The organism is Micromonospora sp. H61, assembly GCF_018070325.1.
GTDB lineage: Bacteria > Actinomycetota > Actinomycetes > Mycobacteriales > Micromonosporaceae > Micromonospora > Micromonospora salmantinae.
Genome location: NZ_JAGPXY010000044.1, coordinates 16,069 through 34,755, shown reverse-complemented (window position 1 = coordinate 34,755; position 18,687 = coordinate 16,069). Strand labels below are relative to the sequence as shown.

16 protein-coding genes are annotated in these 18,687 nt (G+C 72.6%); 5 read left to right on the top strand and 11 right to left on the bottom strand.

Annotation, left to right across the window (positions count from 1 at the left end; genetic code table 11):
• Window positions 1–65: 65 nt before the first annotated feature.
• On the top strand, window positions 66–1,952 hold the full coding sequence (locus tag KBX08_RS21215; RefSeq protein ID WP_210785195.1) for a hypothetical protein: 1,887 nt from the start codon (window positions 66–68) through the stop codon (window positions 1,950–1,952).
• On the opposite strand, the gene KBX08_RS21210 is transcribed toward KBX08_RS21215, so the two are convergent.
• Together KBX08_RS21210 and KBX08_RS21205 are read right to left on the bottom strand one after the other, a co-directional pair.
• Complete coding sequence (locus KBX08_RS21210; RefSeq protein ID WP_247669784.1) at window positions 1,953–3,749, bottom strand: hypothetical protein; 1,797 nt, start codon at window positions 3,747–3,749, stop codon at window positions 1,953–1,955.
• Complete coding sequence (locus tag KBX08_RS21205) at window positions 3,749–5,623, bottom strand: hypothetical protein (protein ID WP_374101963.1); 1,875 nt, start codon at window positions 5,621–5,623, stop codon at window positions 3,749–3,751. The genes KBX08_RS21210 and KBX08_RS21205 overlap by 1 nt, the downstream gene beginning before the upstream one ends.
• 269 nt (window positions 5,624–5,892) lie before the next feature.
• Between KBX08_RS21205 and KBX08_RS21200 the strand changes: the two genes are divergently transcribed.
• Window positions 5,893–7,086 (top strand): hypothetical protein, encoded by a 1,194-nt coding sequence (locus KBX08_RS21200; RefSeq protein WP_210785176.1) that lies wholly within the window; start codon window positions 5,893–5,895, stop codon window positions 7,084–7,086.
• Window positions 7,087–7,302: 216 nt separating this feature from the next.
• Here the strand turns inward: KBX08_RS21200 and dxs are convergent, their stop codons facing one another.
• The 3 genes from dxs to KBX08_RS21185 all read right to left on the bottom strand — a co-directional run bounded on the left by dxs (window position 7,303) and on the right by KBX08_RS21185 (window position 12,740).
• Window positions 7,303–9,249, bottom strand: coding sequence for a 1-deoxy-D-xylulose-5-phosphate synthase (dxs, locus tag KBX08_RS21195; protein WP_210785175.1), 1,947 nt, complete (start codon window positions 9,247–9,249; stop codon window positions 7,303–7,305).
• A gap of 115 nt (window positions 9,250–9,364) precedes the next feature.
• Window positions 9,365–10,585, bottom strand: a complete 1,221-nt coding sequence (locus tag KBX08_RS21190) for a class I SAM-dependent RNA methyltransferase (protein ID WP_210785193.1) — start codon at window positions 10,583–10,585, stop codon at window positions 9,365–9,367.
• 70 nt (window positions 10,586–10,655) lie between these two features.
• Window positions 10,656–12,740, bottom strand: coding sequence for an APC family permease (locus tag KBX08_RS21185; protein ID WP_210785174.1), 2,085 nt, complete (start codon window positions 12,738–12,740; stop codon window positions 10,656–10,658).
• Between the two features lie 163 nt (window positions 12,741–12,903).
• On the opposite strand from KBX08_RS21185, the gene KBX08_RS21180 reads away from it, so the two are divergent.
• Both KBX08_RS21180 and KBX08_RS21175 read left to right on the top strand, forming a co-directional pair.
• Window positions 12,904–13,569: a TrkA family potassium uptake protein gene (locus KBX08_RS21180; RefSeq protein ID WP_210785173.1), complete on the top strand. Its 666-nt coding sequence runs from the start codon at window positions 12,904–12,906 to the stop codon at window positions 13,567–13,569.
• Between the two features lie 3 nt (window positions 13,570–13,572).
• Window positions 13,573–14,262, top strand: a complete 690-nt coding sequence (locus KBX08_RS21175) for a TrkA family potassium uptake protein (RefSeq protein ID WP_210785172.1) — start codon at window positions 13,573–13,575, stop codon at window positions 14,260–14,262.
• Window positions 14,263–14,304: 42 nt separating this feature from the next.
• Here KBX08_RS21175 and KBX08_RS21170 read toward each other — a convergent pair whose 3' ends face one another.
• From KBX08_RS21170 to dut, 4 genes are all read right to left on the bottom strand, one after another.
• A complete protein-coding gene (locus KBX08_RS21170; protein ID WP_210785171.1) occupies window positions 14,305–14,988 on the bottom strand; it encodes a DUF3159 domain-containing protein in 684 nt (227 codons plus the stop codon).
• A 25-nt stretch (window positions 14,989–15,013) separates the two neighbouring features.
• Window positions 15,014–15,394 (bottom strand): OB-fold nucleic acid binding domain-containing protein, encoded by a 381-nt coding sequence (locus KBX08_RS21165; RefSeq protein ID WP_124816055.1) that lies wholly within the window; start codon window positions 15,392–15,394, stop codon window positions 15,014–15,016.
• Between the two features lie 114 nt (window positions 15,395–15,508).
• On the bottom strand, window positions 15,509–16,171 hold the full coding sequence (locus KBX08_RS21160; RefSeq protein ID WP_210785170.1) for a DUF3710 domain-containing protein: 663 nt from the start codon (window positions 16,169–16,171) through the stop codon (window positions 15,509–15,511).
• 25 nt (window positions 16,172–16,196) lie between these two features.
• Window positions 16,197–16,733 (bottom strand): dUTP diphosphatase, encoded by a 537-nt coding sequence (gene dut, locus KBX08_RS21155; protein WP_210785169.1) that lies wholly within the window; start codon window positions 16,731–16,733, stop codon window positions 16,197–16,199.
• An 84-nt stretch (window positions 16,734–16,817) separates the two neighbouring features.
• Between dut and KBX08_RS21150 the strand changes: the two genes are divergently transcribed.
• Window positions 16,818–17,351 (top strand): DUF3093 domain-containing protein, encoded by a 534-nt coding sequence (locus KBX08_RS21150; protein WP_372494893.1) that lies wholly within the window; start codon window positions 16,818–16,820, stop codon window positions 17,349–17,351.
• A gap of 19 nt (window positions 17,352–17,370) precedes the next feature.
• Here KBX08_RS21150 and KBX08_RS21145 read toward each other — a convergent pair whose 3' ends face one another.
• Window positions 17,371–18,195, bottom strand: a complete 825-nt coding sequence (locus KBX08_RS21145; RefSeq protein ID WP_210785167.1) for a hypothetical protein — start codon at window positions 18,193–18,195, stop codon at window positions 17,371–17,373.
• A gap of 119 nt (window positions 18,196–18,314) precedes the next feature.
• Complete coding sequence (locus tag KBX08_RS21140; RefSeq protein WP_007075406.1) at window positions 18,315–18,611, bottom strand: DUF4193 domain-containing protein; 297 nt, start codon at window positions 18,609–18,611, stop codon at window positions 18,315–18,317.
• Window positions 18,612–18,687: the final 76 nt, after the last annotated feature.

Sequence of the window (18,687 nt, the reverse complement as noted above, 5' to 3'; positions counted from 1 at the left end):
CAGCGCACCGGCCCGGCAAAAGTGACGGAACCCCGCCTGTACGATGGCGCGTCGTGGCTGTGCCGGTGGTAGACCCTTCGCTGAAACCCGTTACCGACGCCGACCCGGCCGAGGCCGAGTCGACACGGCGGCCTCGACGCCGTCCGGCCCGAGCCGACCTGTTGGCCCTCGGAGCCTATGTGCTGCTGGGCGTCTTCGTCTGCCTCAACTACTGGGGTGACGTCAACGGCCGGGTCTCCTCGCACCTGCCCACCGATCACAGTTGGTTCGAGTGGCTGTTCGCGCACGGCGAGTACTCGGTGCGGCACCTGGAGAACCCGCTGTTCACGGCCCGTCAGAACGCCCCGGACGGGGTGAACATGATGGCCAACACCTCGCTGCTCGGGGTGACCCTGCCGCTGGCCCCGCTGACCATGCTGCTCGGCCCCCAGGTGATGTACGCGCTCTACCTGGGCGCGGCGCTGGCGGCGACCGCCGGCACCGGCTACTGGGTGCTCTCCCGTCACCTGGTGCGCTCCCGGGCGGCGGCGTTCGTCGGCGGCGCGTTCCTCGGCTTCGCGCCGGGAATCATCCACCACGCCAACGGCCAACCGAACTTCGTCTCCAACTTCCTGCTCCCGCTGATCGTGGTGCGGGTGCTGACCCTGGGTGAGCCGGGCCGGTGGCGCCGCAACGGGCTCGTGCTCGGCGCGCTGGTGGCGTACCAGATCTTCATCAACGAGGAGATGCTGCTGCTCACCGCGCTGGCCTGCCTGGTCATCGTGCTGGCGTACGCCGTGCAGCGGCCGCGGGCCACCCGGGCCGCCGCCGGCACGTTCCTGGCCGGGCTCGGCGTCGCCGGCGGACTGGCCCTGGTGCTCACCGCGTACCCGATCTGGTTCCAGTTCAACGGCCCGCAGTCCTACCGGGGCCTGCAGGGCGGCGTGTTCCACAACTGGGGCGAGGACCTGGTCGCCTTCGTCACCTTCGCCCGCGACACCTGGGCCGGTGACCCGGCCGTGGAGAAGACGATCGGTCTGACCGAGCAGAACACCTGGTTCGGTTGGCCCCTGGTGCTGCTCTCGGTGGTGGCTCTGGTGCTGCTCGTACGCCGCTCGCTGGCCGCCCGGATCGCCGCGGTGCTCATCGTGGTGTTCAGTGTCGCCGCGATCGGGCCGTTCGTGCGCTTCAACGGCGTGGAGACCGGTGTGCGCGGCCCGTGGTCGTACGTGTCGGACGACCTGCCGCTGGTCGAGATGATGATGCCGACCCGGTTGACGCTGGTGGTCGCCGCCGCTGTGGGCGTACTGCTCGCGTTGACCTGGGACGCCGCGCACCGCCAGGGGCGCCCGGTGGCCGACCGGCCACGGGTGCCGGCCCAGCGGGTCGCCGAGGCGACCCCGGCGACGTCCGACGACGAGCCGGCCGTGCCGGCCGCCACGCGCCGTCGGTGGCTGCGCCCGGTGGGGTACGCGGCGGTCGCCCTCGCCGTGCTGCCGCTCTTCCCCCGCCCGCTGCCCGCCCAGCAGATCGACCCACCGCCGCACTTCATCACCGCTGGCGGCTGGCGGCCGTACGTGCCGGCGGGTCGAACCCTGGTGCCGGTGCCGATCCCGAGCAACGTGCACGGTCTGCCGACGCTGCGCTGGAGTGCGCTGACCGGGCAGGAGTTCCCCGTTCCGGGCGGCTACTTCATCGGCCCGAACGAGCTGGGTGAGGGGGTCTTCGGTGCGCCGAACCGGCCGACCAGCTCCCTCATCTACTCCACCATGGACAGCGGCACGGTTCCGGCGCTGACCGACGAGAACCGCCGGCAGGCCGTCGAGGACCTGCGGTTCTGGCGGGCGTCGGTGGAGCTGCTCGGGGCGCACCCCCGCGAGGCGGTGCTCCGTGCTCTGCTCACCGCCCTGCTCGGGCCACCGCAGCGGGTCGACGACGTCTGGGTCTGGGACGTGCGCGCCCTGGTGGGTTAGTTAGCCGACGTGGTCCCGGACGTCCCACAACCAGCCGCCGTCGACCGGTCGGCCCGGGCCGAGCAGGTCGTCGACGGTCCGGCGGACCGGGTCACCGTGCTCCACCTGCCCGAGTACGACCACCGCGGCACGCCAGTGCCGCAGGTCCTCGACGGCCTGGCGGCGGTCGGCGTCGGTCAGCACCGGCACCGCGCCGGTCTCGGCCACCTGCCGCAGCAGCACCGACGTGGGCCGGTCCGGCGCGCCCCAGCGGGCCGCCGGGTCGTCCGGGCCGCTGGGGCCGATGAAGTAACCGCCCGGCGCGGCGAACCCCAGACCGGTACGGGCGGTCCAGAGCATCACCGGGCTGCGCGCGGCACCGGTGACCGGGGGCACCGCGACCACCGTCCGACCGGGCGGCACCAGTGGACGCCAGCCACCGGCGGCGAGAAACGCCGGCACCGGCGCGACCGGCACCACGCGGATCGGCGTCGGGAACAGGGGCAGCAACGCGGCGGCGACCGCGCCGGCCCACAGCAGCCGCACCGGTAGGCCCGGCGCCGCGTTCGGCGCGCGCGCGGCCCGGACCCGGTCCAGGGACAGCGCCACCAGCACACCCAGCACCGGTACGCAGATCAGCGCGAACCGGGCCGGCACCGCGAGATCGAGCAACGGCAGCCCGCCGACCAGCCGGTACGGCCCCGGAATGCCGGTGGCCTCACCGTCCACCCGCAGCTCGTGGCCGAGCGAGAGCAGGGCGAAGACCACGCCGCAGGCGGCCAGTGCCCGGACCAGCGGTCGTCGCCACTGCCAGATCACGATCACCACGGCGAGCACCAGCAGGCCCGGGCCGAAGAACGAGTTCTCCTCGGTCGGATTCGGCGAGAGCAACCCCGGCAGCCAGTCGTCACCCAGCACGGTCTGCCGGGCCGACGCGGTGAACGAGGCGACGTCCAGTTGGAAGCCCTGGGTGGCGAACGCCATCCCGGTGTAGTGCTGCGGGCCGTGGAACTGGAACCACAGCGGGTACGCCAACGGCACCGCCGCCACGCCGGCCGCCACCGCGAGCCGACCGAACAGGGCCGGCGCCAGCCGCCGTGCGGCCACCCGGTCGGCGAGCGCGTAACCCAGCGCGAAGACGCCGGCCGCGAGCGCCAGGAAGACCAGCACCTCCTCGCCGATGAAGACCTGCCAGACGAGCAGCAGCCCCAGGCCGACGCCGGGCCGCCACACGCTGTGTCGCGTCGTCTCCGAGGCGGGCCGGAACACCAGGGCGAGGATCGCGGGCACCAGGAACTGGGCGGCGATGTGCAGGTGGGCGCCGGCCTGAGCGATCATGCCAGGGGCGAAGCCACAGATCAGCCCACCCACCGCGGCCGGGGCCCGGGTGCCGACCAGCCGGCGGCGCAGCAGCACGTACCAGGCGACGGCGGTCCCGGCGAGGCAGCCGACGACCGCCACGCAGAACGCCACCTGCGAGCCGAAGAGCAGGGTGACCGGGGTGAGCGGGACACCCAGGCCGAGCACCGAGGTGTTCGCCATCAGGTTGACCCCGTCGGGCGCGTTCAACCCCGTGCTGAAGAGCGGGTTCTCCCCCTCGACCACCGCATGCGCCGCGTGGGCCAGCATCCACTCGAAGAGGATCTGGTCACCCGCCTGGTGGAACAGCCGCCACGGGTGACCCCACTGCCCGCTGGTCACCAGCACGGCGAGGCCCAGATAGCCGGCCACCACCAGCGCGTCCCGCAGCCAGGCCGCCCGGAACGCGCCGACCGTCACCGGGGGCGAAATGTTCGGGGACGTCGTCCCGGTGGTCATCAGACCGAACGGTCGGTGAGCGTCCGGACGTCCCAGACCCAGACGTCCAACTCCTGGCGGCCCGGGCCGACCAGCTCCTCGACCGTACGTCGCAGTGGCTCGGCGTTCTGCTGCCGCACCGGCAGCACCAGGATCGCCGCCCGCCAGTGCCGCAGCTCGTCGGCGAAGCGCCGACGCTGCCGGTCGTCCAGCTTGGGCGTACGGCCGGTGGTCGCTACCTCCTCCAGCATCTGACCCACCCCGCTGGGACGACCGCCGAACCGGCCCGGGTCACCGGTGTTTCCGTTGCGGGGCGCGAGGAAGTAACCGCCGGGGATCTTGAAGTCGAGGTTGGTGGCCGCCGCCCAGCGCATGCCGTGCGTGTTGCCCATGCTGGGCACCGGGATCGGCACCAGCGTCTGGTCCGGCCCGACGTACGCCCGCCACCGGTCCGCCGTGATGAAGTCCGGCACCGGGGGCCGGGAGACCATCCGCAGCGGCATCGGTGCGATCGGCAGTAGTGCGAAGGCCAGGCCCGCGGCGGTGAGCACGTGGACGGTACGGCGGTCGGCCGGCCGCAGCGCCCAGGCCCGCTCGACGGCGAGCGCCAGCAGCAGGCCGATCACCACGCTGGTGATGAGCCCGAACCGGGTCGGCACCACAGCGTCCAGCAGCGGCAGGTGGACCAACCACTGCCACGGCCCGGTGATCAGCTCGCGGTCCCACCAGGAGACCCGCTCGCCGAGGGAGAGCACGGCGAAGAACACGCCGGTCACCGCGAGCGCCCGAACGATCAACTCGCGGCGCAGCCAGACCACGATGCCGATGGCCAGCATCGACAGGCTCCAGCCGAAGAAGGCGTTCTCCTCGGAGTAGTTCGGCGCCAGGTTGATGTTGGCTCGCTGGTTGCCGCCGAGGGTGGGCGAGCCGGGGGCGAAGAAGGCGGCGATGTCGTTGCCGTAGTCCTTCACCGCGTCGCTGAGCCCGTGGTACGCCATCGGCCCGGCGAACTGCACGTAGAGCGGGTACGCCAGCAGCGCCCCCGCCAGCAGCGCGCAGGTCAACACGCCGACGCCCAGGGGTCGCCACGCCGCCCACCACCGGGCCGGCTCCTGGGCCAGCACCGCCAGCAGGAAGACGCCGCAGGCCAGCGCCGTGAAGAGCAGGATCTCCTCGTTGATGAACGCCTGCGCGGTGACCAGCAGGGCGAGCAGGGCCCCGTCCCGCACCGGTCTTCCGGAGCGGGTGAGCACCAGCACCCGCCACACGATGAACGGCAGCAGGAACTGGCTGATGATGTTCGGGTGCCAGCTGGCGTGCGAGAGCATCGCGGGCGAGAACCCGCAGAACCAGCCGCCGACCGCCGCCGCGAGCGGGGTACGCACCAGGTGGCGGGAGAGCATCAGGTACCAGGCCATGGCGGTGCCGGCGAGACCGAGCGTGACCAGCACCACGAAGGAGACCGCCGGCCCGAAGAGCAGCGTCACCGGGACCATCGGGATGCCCAGCGCCAACACGGCCGTGTTGGCCATCAGGTTGACGCCGTCCGGGTAGTTGAACTGCTCGGTGTAGAACGGGTACTCGCCGTGCAGCACCACGCGTACCGAGTGGGCGAGGAAGAACTGCACCTGCGCCGGGTCACCGGTGTAGAGCGAGGCCACCCGACCGGACGGGTCCAGCCAGATCCGGCTGGTCACCCAGAGTGCGGCGAGCAGGAACAGGCCACCCACCGCCAGGTGCTGCCGACGCCGGGTCCACCGACGCCACCGCGCCCGTGTCGGCACCGCGCTCTCGGCCGGCGCTCCAGGCTCGACCGGCGTTTCGGGCTCAACCGGCGCCGTGGTGGGGGCGGCCGGCGCTTCGGGCTCGGCCGGCGCTGTGGTGGGGGCGGCCAGCGCGGGCGGGCCGGCGAAGAGGCCGGCCGGTGTGCGGTAGCTCACCAGCTCGGCGGAGTCGGCTACCGCCTCCGGGTGCGGCGCGGGCAGGGCGCGGGACTCGGCAGGCGTCACAGTCGGCGGAGTCTACCGGAGCAACCAAAACACCCTAAACCCCCGGTGCTGTCCACTATGGTGCTTCGGGTGCCGGCCAACTGAGGCGCCGCATCGGACATCTCGTACTATGGCGCTTTCCGACAGCGACGGTGAGGCGATCGGGGGCGGGCCAGGTGACTCCAGGCCGTCGGTACGGCAGGGCGCTTCCCGTCCTGCTGAGCGCGCTGCTGGCCGGCACGGCCTGCGGTCCGGTAGCCGAGCGGAAGCCGCAGGACCTCCGGGTCGGGTACGACAGCCTGGACGGCACCCTCGCCGTGTGGCCGCCCCGGGGCGACCTCTCCGGGGACGCGACGGCGACGGCGGCGGTCACCGCGGCGGTCCGGGGCTGGCGGTCGCCGGCCGACGACCGCGCGCACCTGCCCTCGTCGGGCATCCTCTTCTCCGGTCGGGTCGACGGCGCCCCGGTGGCGCTGGTGGCCGCCGACGTGCCCGGCGAGAGCGCGTCCTGGCTGCTGCAACTGACTCGCGAGGGCGACAGGTACGCGGTGACCCGCGCCACCGAGTACACCGATCCGGGTTATCTCGTCTACTCCGACGTGCTGCCGGTGCAGACGGCCGGCGGCCGGCGTTACCTGGTCTCGGCCCGGGTGCAGAGTCTCCTCGGACCACAGGACCGGACGTTGACCATCGCGGACGGTCTCAGCGCACCGGTCGACGTGCCGTCCTGCACGGCCGTCGGCGTGACGGCGACCCTGCGGACCACGGAGTCGCTCCCCCGTGGGCGGGCCGCCGACCGGCTGATCGACCTGGGCACCGGCACCGTCGACCCGCGCTACCCGTTGGTCCGCGACGAGTCCGGCACGGGCCGGCGGGCGCTCACCGGCCTGGACACCTGCGTGCTGTCCGGCGATCGGGGCCCCTTCGGCAGCATCCCGCGCCGGATCGGGGACCGGGACGCCCCACGCTCGGTGCCGACGTCCTGGCCGATGGCGAAGCTCACCGTGCGATCGCTCGGCGAAGTCGCCCTCGGCGGCGGCGAGCCGGCCGAGTTGCAGCAGCTCAGCTGGGACACCGACGCCGGCGCGATGACGGCGGTGATCTATCGACCGGCCGACGGGAGCGCGCCCGTCGTCTCACCCGCCGACCGGGCCACCCCCTTGCAGGCGTACCAACTGCCGGTGCCCGGTCAGCCGCTGGTGGTGCTGAGCTGGCGGGCCACCCGGGACAGCTCCCTGTCCGTCCCGCCGGGCACTCCCCTGCTGGTCGACCGCCCCGGCCTGGCGGTCATCCCGACCCCGTCCCGCTCCCAGACCTACAGCCTCGCCAACACCGACAAGACCCACTACCGCTCACTCTCCCCCCGCTAACCACCCCCACCCCCACCCCGCCCCGCCCGCCACTCCCCGCCTGCTCGATCTTGCACTTTCTGTGCCGACAGATCAGCGCGCAAGGTGCATAACGCCAATCGAAAGTGCAAGATCGGCGGAGGCGGGGCGAGGGCGCGTCGCGGCTAGACCGCGACGCGGCGATGGGGTACGCAGACGGCGGGCGCCCCGAGGGACGCCCGCCGTTGTTCGTTCTCGTCAGTTCTGTGCCGCCGCGTCGCGGGGGGTGAGGCGGTCCGGGGTGGCATCAACGCCGGAGATCCAACCGGTGACGGTGCGGGCCACGTCCTGAGCGGTCAGACCCAGGTCGGCGAGGATCTGCGCGCGGGTGCCGTGCGGGTGCCAGTCGGCCGGCACACCCAGGTCCTTGAGCGGCACCCGGACGTCGGCGTCGCGCATCGCCTGGGCGAGCGCGTCGCCCACCCCGCCGACCCGGACGCCGTCCTCGACGCTGACCACGAGCCGGTGGCGGGCGGCCAGGTCGACCAGCTCCGCCGGGACCGGACGCACCCAGCGGGGGTCGACGACGGTGACGCCGTACCCCTGCTCGGCGACCCGGGCGGCCACCTCCATGCCCAACTGGCCGAAGGAGCCGACGGCGACGAGCAGCACGTCGGTACGGGCGGACTCGGCCAGCACGTCGACAGTGCCGACCCGGCGCAGCGCCGGCAGGTCCGCGGCGACCGCACCGGTCGGGAACCGCACCACTGTCGGGCCGTTGTCGACGGCCACCGCCTCGCGCAGCTCCTCCCGCAGGGTGGCGGCGTCGCGGGGAGCGGCGATCCGCAGCCCCGGCACCACCCCGAAGACCGACATGTCCCAGATGCCGTAGTGGCTGGGCCCGTCCGGGCCGGTGATGCCCGCCCGGTCCAGCACGAAGGTCACCGGCAGCTTGTGCATCGCCACGTCCAGCAGGACCTGGTCGAAGGCGCGGTTGAGGAAGGTGGCGTAGACCGCGACCACCGGGTGCAGGCCACCGAGCGCCAACCCGGCCGCCGAGGTGGCCGCGTGCTGCTCGGCGATGCCCACGTCGTACACCCGCTCGGGGTACTTGCGGGCCAGCTTGGCGATGCCGGTCGGCTCGGCCATGGCGGCGGTGATGCCCACCACGTCCGGGCGCTCGTCGGCGATGGCCAGCAGCTCGTCGGCGAAGACGTGCGTCCACTTCACCGACGGCGCGGCCAGCAGCGCGCCGGTCTCGACGTCGAAGGCGCTGCTCGGGCCGTGCAGGCAGTCGGCCTCGTCCTCCTCGGCGGGACGGTAGCCGTAGCCCTTGCGGGTGACGGCGTGCACGATGACCGGGCCGCCGAAGTTCTTGGCCGCACGCAGCGCCGACTCGACCGCGACCACGTCGTGCCCGTCCACCGGGCCCACGTACTTGATGCCGAGGTCCTCGAACATGGCCTGCGGGGCGACCGCGTCCTTGATGCCCTTCTTGACCGCGTGCAGCACCTCGTACATCGGCTTGCCGACCAGCGGCGTGGAGCCGAGGGCGTCCTTGACGGTGTCGAGGACCTTCTCGTAGCCGGGGTTGAGCCGCAGCGAGGAGAGGTGGTCGGCCAGCCCGCCGATGGTCGGCGAGTAGGACCGGCCGTTGTCGTTGACCACGATCACGAGGGAGTTGCCGGCGGTGGCGATGTTGTTCAGCGCCTCCCAGCACATGCCGCCGGTCAGCGCGCCGTCGCCGACCACGGCGACGACGCTGCGCGCCTCACCACGCAGGGCGTACGCCTTGGCGAGGCCGTCGGCGTAGGACAGCGCTGTGGAAGCGTGCGAGTTCTCGATGAGGTCGTGCTCGCTCTCCGCCTGACTGGGGTAGCCGGAGAGGCCACCGCGCTGGCGGAGCTTGTCGAAGCCGGCCTGACGCCCGGTAAGGATCTTGTGTACGTACGCCTGGTGGCCGGTGTCGAACAGGAGCCGGTCCCGGGGGGAGTCGAAGACGCGATGCATGGCGAGCGTCAGCTCGACCACACCGAGGTTGGGCCCGACGTGCCCGCCGGTACGGGAGACCTTGGTGATCAGGAAGTCCCGGATCTCGGCGGCGAGGACGTCCAGTTCCTCGCCGGACATCCGCTTGACGTCCTGCGGACCGCGAACCGTCCCCAGCAGCCGGCCGTGGTTGGCCGTGTCCTCTTCAACACTCATGACCGGAGAGTCTATCGGCCCCCCGGTACTCCGCAGCTCGGCCCGAGCCCCACGCACCCGGGCCGGGCGGGGAGTGGGCGGCTGAGCACCCGGTCAGGCGCCGACGCGGGGTGTTCTACCGCCCGTCCGGGGGAAGCAGCAGCCCGACCTGCTCGACGTGCTGCGTCATCGGGAAGAGGTCGAAGCCCCGTAGCGCCGCCAGCCGCCAACCGAGGTCGGCGAAGGTACGCACGTCCCGGGCGAAGGCGGCCGGGTCACAGGCCACGTACGCGACCGCCCGCGGGCCGGCGGCTGCCAGCGCGCGGACCACCGGGGCGCCGGCCCCGGAGCGCGGCGGGTCGAGCACCACCACGTCGACCGGGCCGGTGATTCGTCGGCGGGCCAGCGCGGTCTCCACCCGGGCCGACACCACCTCGACGCTGGGCAGGTCGGCGAGGTTCTCCCGGGCGGCGGCGACACCCTGCGCCGCCGCTTCGACCACTGTCACCCGGCCGGTCGCGCCGACCCGTGCGGCCAGCCCGGCGGCGAACAGCCCAGCGCCGCCGTAGAGGTCCCAGGCGACCTCGCCCGGCTGCGGGTCCAGCAACTCGAACACGGCCGTGGAGAGGGTGTCTGCGGCGGCCGGGTGCACCTGCCAGAACGCGGACGCGGGCAGCGTCCAGTCCCGTCCGGCGGCGACCTCGCGGACCTCGGTCGGGCCACTGACCGGGGCGGGCACCCCGTCGCGGATCTCCGTGACGGTCACGTCCCCGCCGGTGCTGGCGACGGTCTCCACGGCCTCGGCGGCCGGCCAGCGCGCACCGGTGGGGGTGAGCACCGGCAGCTGCTGGATGGCCGGGTGGGCGATCCGGCAGCGGTCGATCGGCACCACCTCGTGTGAGCGGTGCTTGAGCAGGCCGGCCCGGTCGGCGGCGTCGACCGCGTAGCGGACCCGGGAGCGCCAGCCGAGCAGCCCACCGGGCAACGCCTCGACCTGGACGCCGAGCCGGTCCAGCTCGACGTCGGTCAGCCCACCGAGGCGGACCAGTTGCTCGCGGATCACGGCGGTCTTCCAGGCCAGCTGCGCGGCCGGTGCGACGTGCTGGAGGTCGCAGCCCCCGCAGGCACCCGGCTTCGCGTACGGGCAGGGCGGCTCGACCCGGTCCGCTGAGGGCTTCAGCACTGTCACCGCATCGGCCCGGACGAACCCGCGGTGCACCTCGGTGACCTCGGCGATGACCCGTTCACCGGGCAGCGCGTGCCGGACGAAGACCACCTGCCCGTCCACCCGGGCGACACAGTGCCCGCCGGGGGCGACCGCGTCGACGGTCAGCTCGACCCGGTCGGTCTCGGCCAGCCCCCGCTCGAACGTCGACGAGGTCGACGCCGACGGCGTCCTGGGTGTCGCGGTCCGCGGACCGCCCGGCTCAGTCACGTGTGTTCCTCATCGTTTCGCTGTTCTCGGGCCCGCCCTCGCCGGGCGGCGCGGCGGCCACCGGCGGGGCGGCGACCAGCGGTGGCACGGCGCTGCGTGGCCCACGCGCCGGGGTCCGGGACAGCGTGGCGTCCAGCCGGTCCAGGTTCTTGCTCGCCGTCGACGCGAGCTGCCACGGCACGCTGACCACCATCACCCCCGGTTCGAAGAGCAGCCGGCCCTTGAGTCGCAGGGCGCTCTGGTTGTGCAGCAGGTTCTCCCACCAACGGCCGACCACGTACTCCGGGATGAACACGGTGACCACGTCCCGGGGCGACTTGCGGCGGGTGGAGGCGACGAAGTCCAGGATCGGGCGGGTGATCTCCCGGTACGGCGAGTCGATCACGGTGAGCGGGATTGCCATCTCCCGTCGCTCCCAGTCGGCCTGCAGGTCCCGGGTGTCCTTCTCGTCCACGTTGACGGTCACCGCGGTGAGCGTGTCCGGTCGGGTGGCGCGGGCGTAGGCGATGGCCCGCAGCGTCGGCTGGTGCAGCTTGCTGACCAGCACGATGGCGTGGTTGCGGGCGGGCAGCACGGCCCGACCCTCGTCCGGCGGGGTCAACTCGACGGCGATCCGGTCGTAGTGCCGGCGGATCGCCAACATCAGCGCGTAGATCACCGCCATCGCGGCGATCGCGATCCAGGCGCCGAGCAGGAACTTGGTGATCAGGACGATCACCAGCACCGTGCCGGTCAGGCCCATGCCGAAGGTGTTGATCGCCCGGGAGCGGACCATCCGGCGGCGCGCCTCCGGGTCCCGCTCGGTGCGCAGGTGCCGGTTCCAGTGCCGGATCATGCCGGCCTGGGAGACGGTGAACGAGACGAAGACCCCGACGATGTAGAGCTGGATCAGCTTCGTCACCTCGGCCTGGAAGCCGACGATCAGCACGATCGCGAAGAGGGCGAGGAAGGTGATGCCGTTGGAGAAGGCCAGCCGGTCGCCCCGGGTGTGGAACTGGCGGGGCAGGTAGCGGTCCTGGGCCAGGATCGAGCCGAGCACCGGGAAACCGTTGAACGCGGTGTTCGCGGCCAGGAAGAGGATCAGGGCGGTCACCCCGGCCAGCACGTAGAGCAGGATCGATCCGGAACCGAAGACCGTCTCGCCGAGCTGGGTGGTGACCGTCTTCTGCACGTACCCCTCGGGGCCGGAGACGATCTGGAGGTTCGGATCCTCGACGAACTGCAGGTGGGTGAGCCGGGCCAGCCAGATGATCCCGATCAGCATGCTCACCGAGATGGTGCCGAGCAGCAGCAGGGTGGTGGCGGCGTTGCGGCTCTTCGGCGCCTTGAACGCCGGCACCCCGTTGGAGATCGCCTCCACGCCGGTGAGCGCGGCGGCGCCCGAGCTGAACGTCCGCAGCAGCAGGAAGACGAGCGCGAAACCGGTCACGCTGTGCTCGGCCTGGATCACCAGGTCGGCGCTCGGCGCGCGCAGTTCGTCGCCCAGCACGAAGACCCGGAACAGCCCGGTGAGCAGCATCCCGAGCATCACGATCACGAAGCCGTAGGTGGGGATGGCGAACGCCGTGCCCGACTCGCGCAGCCCGCGCAGGTTGACAGCGGTGAGCAGGACCACCGCGCTCACCGCGATCAGGACCTTGTGGGTGGCCACGAACGGCACCACGGAGCCCAGGTTGGCCACCCCGGAGGAGACCGACACCGCCACCGTGAGCACGTAGTCGACCAGCAACGCGCTGGCCACCCCGACGCCGAACTTCGGCCCCAGGTTGACAGTGGCCACCTCGTAGTCGCCACCACCGGACGGGTAGGCGTGCACGTTCTGCCGGTAGCTCGCCACCACGGTGAGCATGACCACGACCACGGCGAGCGCGATCCACGGCGAGAAGAAGTACGCGGACGCACCGGCGATGGAGAGGGTCAGCAGGATCTCGTCGGGCGCGTACGCGACGCTGGACAGCGCGTCGGAGGCGAACACGGGCAGCGCGATGCGCTTCGGCAGGAGGGTGTGCTGGAGCCGGTCGGACCGGAACGGTCGACCGAGAAGAAGCCGCTTCAGCAGCGAGGTGGGACTGGCCACGAACGCCAAGAGTACGACCACCACGGCGGGGGCGCGGGGGTGGGCGATCACCGCTGCTCGCGACGGCGGGGTACGGTCGGTCCCCGCTAGCGACCGGGACGTGGCAGGCTCGCACTCGAAGGTCACCGGCAGCGGAAGTGGTACGCACCTTGGGAGGGACAGCGTGCACGTCGTGATCATGGGATGTGGTCGGGTCGGGTCGACCCTCGCCCACAGCCTGGAGTCCCGAGGGCACTCGGTGGCGGTGATCGACCAGGACGCCGACGCCTTCCGCCGGCTCGGCCCCGACTTCGCCGGGATCACGGTGACCGGGGCCGGTTTCGACGGCGAGGTGCTCAGACAGGCCGGCATCGAGCGCGCGGACGCCTTCGCGGCGGTGTCGAGCGGCGACAACTCCAACATCATCTCGGCCCGGCTGGCCCGCGAGACGTTCGGCGTGTCCCGGGTCGCCGCCCGCATCTACGACCAGCGCCGGGCGCAGGTCTACGAGCGGCTGGGCATCCCCACCGTGGCCACCGTGCGGTGGACGGCGGACCGGATGCTGCGACACCTGGTGCCGGAGGGCAACGTGGAGATCTTCCGCGACCCCACGAGCACGGTGTCGATCGTCGAGGTGCCCGTACACAAGGACTGGATCGGCCGACCGGTGCGGACGCTGGAGGACGCGACCGGGGCGCGGGTGGCCTACCTGATCCGCTTCGGCATCGGCACGCTGCCTACCGGCTCCACCGTCATACAGGAGGGCGACCAGGTGTTCATGCTGGTCAGCGATGACATCGTGGCGGCGGTCACGTCGGTGGCGGCGACGCCGCCGGAAGGAGGGCACTGAGCCATGCGGGTCGCCATCGCGGGCGCGGGCAACGTGGGCCGCTCGATCGCCCAGGAGTTGATCGACAACGGGCACCAGGTGATGCTCATCGAGCGCCAACCCAAGATGCTGCGCCCGGACCGGGTGCCGGCCGCCGACTGGGTGCTGGCCGACGCGTGCGAGCTGAGCAGCCTGGAGGAGGCCAACATCGCCGGCTGTGACGTCGTGGTCGCGGCGACCGGCGACGACAAGACCAACCTGGTGCTGTCGCTGCTGGCCAAGACCGAGTTCGCGGTGCCCCGGGTGGTCGCCCGGGTCAACCGGGCCGAGAACGAGTGGCTGTTCACCGAGCAGTGGGGCGTGGACGTCGCGGTGAGCAAGCCGCGGGTGATGGCCGCGCTCGTCGAGGAGGCGGTCACCGTCGGCGACCTGGTCCGGCTGATGACCTTCCGGCAGGGCGAGGCGAACCTCGTCGAGATCACCCTGCCGCCGACCGCCCCCTACGTCGGTCAACCGATCCACGCCGTGCCGCTGCCCCGCGACTCCGCCCTGGTGGCGATCCTGCGCGGCAAGCGGGTCCTGGTGCCCAGCCCGGACGACCCGATCGAGGCCGGCGACGAGCTGATCTTCGTCTGCACCGCCGAGGTGGAGGACCAGGTCCGCCAGGTGATCCTCGGGCCGGACAGCGTCGAACGGACCCGCAGCTCACGCTGACCCCGACGGGCGCGCTGAGCGGTCCGGTCGGCAGGGCCTCGCTCAGGCGCTGGGCAGCGGGGCCGGCGGCGACTCCCGGGTGACCCGGCGCACCGTCCAGACCGTGATCAGCAACAGCAGCGCGTACGGCGGGTAGCCCAGCGCCAGCCGGGCCACGCCCAGGGCGGTGTCCTGGTGGGCCAGGTAGAGCCCGGCCTGCACGCCCACCTTGGCCAGCCAGACCACGCCCCAGAGCACGGTCAGCTGGGTGAAGGTGCGCACCAGCTTCGGGTCGGACCGCCACTCCGAACGGCCCTTGGCCACCAACACCGACCAGATCCAGCCCACCAGCGGCTGGCGGATCGCGGCCGAGATCAGCAGGGCGATGCCGTAGCCGATGCCGTAGAGGATGCCGGGAAGGTAGAAGTCGCGCTCATCGCCGGTGCGCCACGCGATGGCCGCGCCGACGCCGACGCCGAAGAGCCCGTTGACGGCGTGCCGGATCGGTCGACGCTGGGCCAGCCGCAGCCCCGCGATCAGCACGGCGACCGCGATCGACGCGATCACCGCCGGCCGCAGCTCGCCGATGATGTTGGCGACGACGAACACCACGACCGGGATGCTGGACTCGACCAGCCCGCGCCAGCCGCCGAGCTGGTCGGCCATCTGCTCGGCGATCGTCGGCAGCGGCTCCTCGTCCTGAGGGTCGGTATCCGGCTGTGCCGCCCGGTCCTGTCCCGTCGTCATCGCCGGCCTTCCGTCCGCAGTGCCGTCACTTGGGCGAGTCCAGCTCGTAGTAGGGGTTGTAGATGACCTTGCGGTCGTCCCGCACCGCCACCCGGCCGCGGGCGGTCAGATGCCGGCCCGGCTCGATCCCGGCGATGTGCCGCCGACCCAGCCAGACCAGGGTCACCACGTCACTGCCGTCGTACAGGTCGGCCTCGAGGGTGGGCAGATTGGTGCGCGGCGTGTAGACCACAGTGCGCAGCCGGCCGGCGACCGAGACCAGCTGGCCCCGGGAGCACTGCTGGGCGGGGATCCCGCCGCACTCGGCGCTCTCCCGACGCAGCTCCTGCGCGTCGATCTCGGCCTCGCTGGCGGTGAACCTCTGCAGGATGCGCCGCAGCGACACCCGGCCCTCGTCGGTCGTCATGACCTCCGCGTCACCCTCTCCACGCTCGCCGTCCCCGGCCGGCCCCGGCGGCGCCGGAACCGTGCCGCCAGCGTACGCCGACGGGGCTGGTTCCGGCGGGCCGGTGCGCGCGGGTCAGACCTGACGCGGCGCGGCGGCGGCGTCGCCCGCCTCGGCCTCGGCCTGGTCGGCGACCTCCCGGGGCAGCCGCAGCGGCAGCGGCTCGCGGACGGGCTTCGCCTCCTGCCCACGGTCGACCACCAGGCCGTCCAGGCACTCGACGAGCGATCCGGCCATCGCCGGGTCGGTGGCCACCGGGCCCTGGAACACGCCCCGGACCATCCAACGCGGCCCGTCGATTCCGACGAACCGCAGGTTCGTCGCGCCGTCCGGGGTGTTCACCTGGGCGTGCAGCTCCGGGCCGTACTCGCCGGCGACCTCCTGCGCGCTCGCGCCGTCGCGGAGCAGCGACTGCCGGATCTCCTCGCGCACCTCGTCCCAGATCCCCTCGGAGCGGGGGGCGGCGAAGACACCCAACTGGAGCGCGTTGTCACCGTGCACCAGCACCACCTGCTGGACCACACCCTGCGGGTCGGCCTGCACCCGCACCTCGACGTCGGCGATCGCCGGGATGTGCAGGCTGCCCAGGTCGAGTCGCTGCACGTCGTCGTAGCTCTCGGAGATGTCGTACGGGCCGCGCTCCAGCCTCGGCGTCGCATCACCCTGGTCCGGGACCTGGGTAGCCCGCTCGTCACGGGTCTGCCGCTCCGCATCGGCCCGCTTTCGGGAGAAGATCACTGCGCCTGCCCTCCGCTGTTCACACTCACCCTGCCACCTCTTCCGTCTGCCCGCGGCCCGGCTCGCTCGGCCGCCGCTCGACCCGGTCCTGGCCCGTCGGCGACGGCACCAGCCCGGCGTGCCCACCGGTGGACCCGTGCCCACCGGTCCCGCGCCGGGACGCGGGCAGCTCGACCACCGGCTCGAACCGCGCCCGCGCTACCTGCTGGACCACGAGCTGCGCGATCCGATCGCCGCGGGAGATCTTCGCCGGCACCTCCCGATCATGATTGATCAGGTTGACCAGGATCTCACCCCGGTAGCCGGCGTCGACCGTACCGGGCGCGTTGAGCACCGTCACGCCGAGCCTGGCCGCCAGACCGGAGCGGGGATGGACCAGTCCCACGTACCCCTCCGGCAGCGCGATGGCCACGCCGGTGGGCACCAGGGCCCGGCCGCCGGGTGGCAGCTCCACGTCCGCGGCCGCCACCAGGTCGGCCCCGGCGTCGCCGGGATGGGCGTACGTGGGCAACGGCAGCTCCGGGTCGAGCAGTTGCACAGGCACGGGTACGACGTCGGTCACGGGTCCCCTCTTCCGTCCGGTTCGCGGGGTGACCCTGCCATCCTGCCGGTTCGTCGAGCCGCCGTGCGCCGTACCCTCGCAGGAGTGAGCATGTCGCCCTCCCCGTCCGCCGATCAGCCGCCGGCCGCCGCCCGCTCGGCGTACACCGAGCGGCTGGATCTGCCCTGGTGGCTGTGGCTGGCCGGGCTGGTGGCCGCCGCGTTGCTGGCCGTCGAGATCTGGATGGGCGCCTCCGGCGTCCGCACCTGGCTGCCGTTCGCCGTGCTGGTGCCGCTCACCGCGGTCGGGCTGTGGTGGCTGGGCCGGATCCGGATCGGGGTGGCCGACGCCGAGCTGCGGGTGGACGACGCCCGCCTGCCGGTCCGTTTCGTGGCCGACGTGGTGCCGCTGGACGTGGCCGGCCGACGTGAGGTGCTCGGCGTCGGCGCGGACCCGCTCGCCTTCGTGGTGCAGCGACCGTGGATCGGCGGCGCGGTGCAGGTGATCCTCGACGATCCCGCGGATCCGACCCCGTTCTGGGTGGTGAGCACCCGCCACCCGGTCGAGCTGGCCGAGGCGGTGCTGACCGCACGGGACGCCCTGGCGGCCACCCACCCGACGGCCGGCGAGCCGGGCTGACCCACCGGCGAGGGCCCGCTCAGGTGCCGGTCGGCGGGCCCGGGAGGGCCGCCGGTGGCGCGGGCCGGGCGATGCCCCGCCGGCGCAGGTCGACCTGGAGCTGGTCGGCCATCTGCTGGGTGGCCCGGCGGTTGAGGAAGCTGGCCACCGCCGCGCCGGTCAGGAACGGCCCGAGTGTGGTGAGGTTGCGACCGAAACGCCTCAGCAGCATGTCCCGCAACTCCTTGCGGGCGGCGGTGCCGAGCACCGCTCCCACTCCCACGCCGGGCACCATCGGGTTGACACCGCGTTGAGTGGCCCAGGAGTGCACCAGCGCGACCGCCCGTTGGCTGCCGGCGGCCGGTAGTGCCACGCCGTGGATCTCGTGCAGCTCGCCGACGAGTTTCAGCTCCACCGCCACCACGGCCACGGTCTCGGCGGCGAGCAGCACCGGCGCGGAGAGCAGGGTCGGAGCCACCGTCCACTCGACGGCGGCGACGCCCCCACCGGCCGCGCCGATCGCGGCGGTGGTCCTCGACGCGTTGCGGATGAGCCGGTCGGCCAGGGCGGCGTCGTCCAGGCCGGGGAAGTGCTGGCGCAGCGTGTCCAGGTCCCGTACCGGCACGTGCGGGGCGATCTCGGCGACGGCGTCGACCATCCATCGCACGGCGGCACGGGGCTTGAACAGGTCGGAGATGCCCCGCGCACGGGCCTGCCCGACCATCCGGGTCAGCAGTTGGCGGCGTCGGGCCGGCGCGATGTCGTCCGCGGTCAACGCCGCGACGGTGGCACCGAGGTCGTCCGTGCCACCGGTGGCACCAAGGCCGTCCGTGCCGCCATCGGTGGTGCCGCCTCGATCGCTCATCGGACCTCCCGGTGCTGTGGCTACCCGCTACGAGTCAAGCAGGTACCCACCGCTGCCGCATGCCTACACCGGCAGCGGCGACCCCGTTCAGGAGGCCGCCGCCGGTGTTGTTGTGGTTGTCAGACGCACTCGCGGCAGATCAGCTCGCCATTACGCTCGACCGCCAGCTGGCTACGGTGGTGGACCAGGAAGCAGCGGGCGCACCGGAACTCGTCCTGCTGCATCGGAAGCACCTTGACCGTGAGCTCCTCGTCGGCCAGATCGGCACCGGGCAGCTCAAAGCTCTCGGCCACCTCGGCCTCGTCGACGTCCACCGCGCCCGACTGTGAGTCGACGCGCCGTGCCTTGAGCTCTTCCAGGCTGTCCTCGCCGAGGTCGACCTCGTCGCGACGCGGGGCGTCGTAGTCGGTGGCCATCGGTTTCACTCTCCCATATCGATGTTGTCGCTTCCGGTTGTAACGCCGGACGACGCTGTTTCGGTTCCGCTGGCCG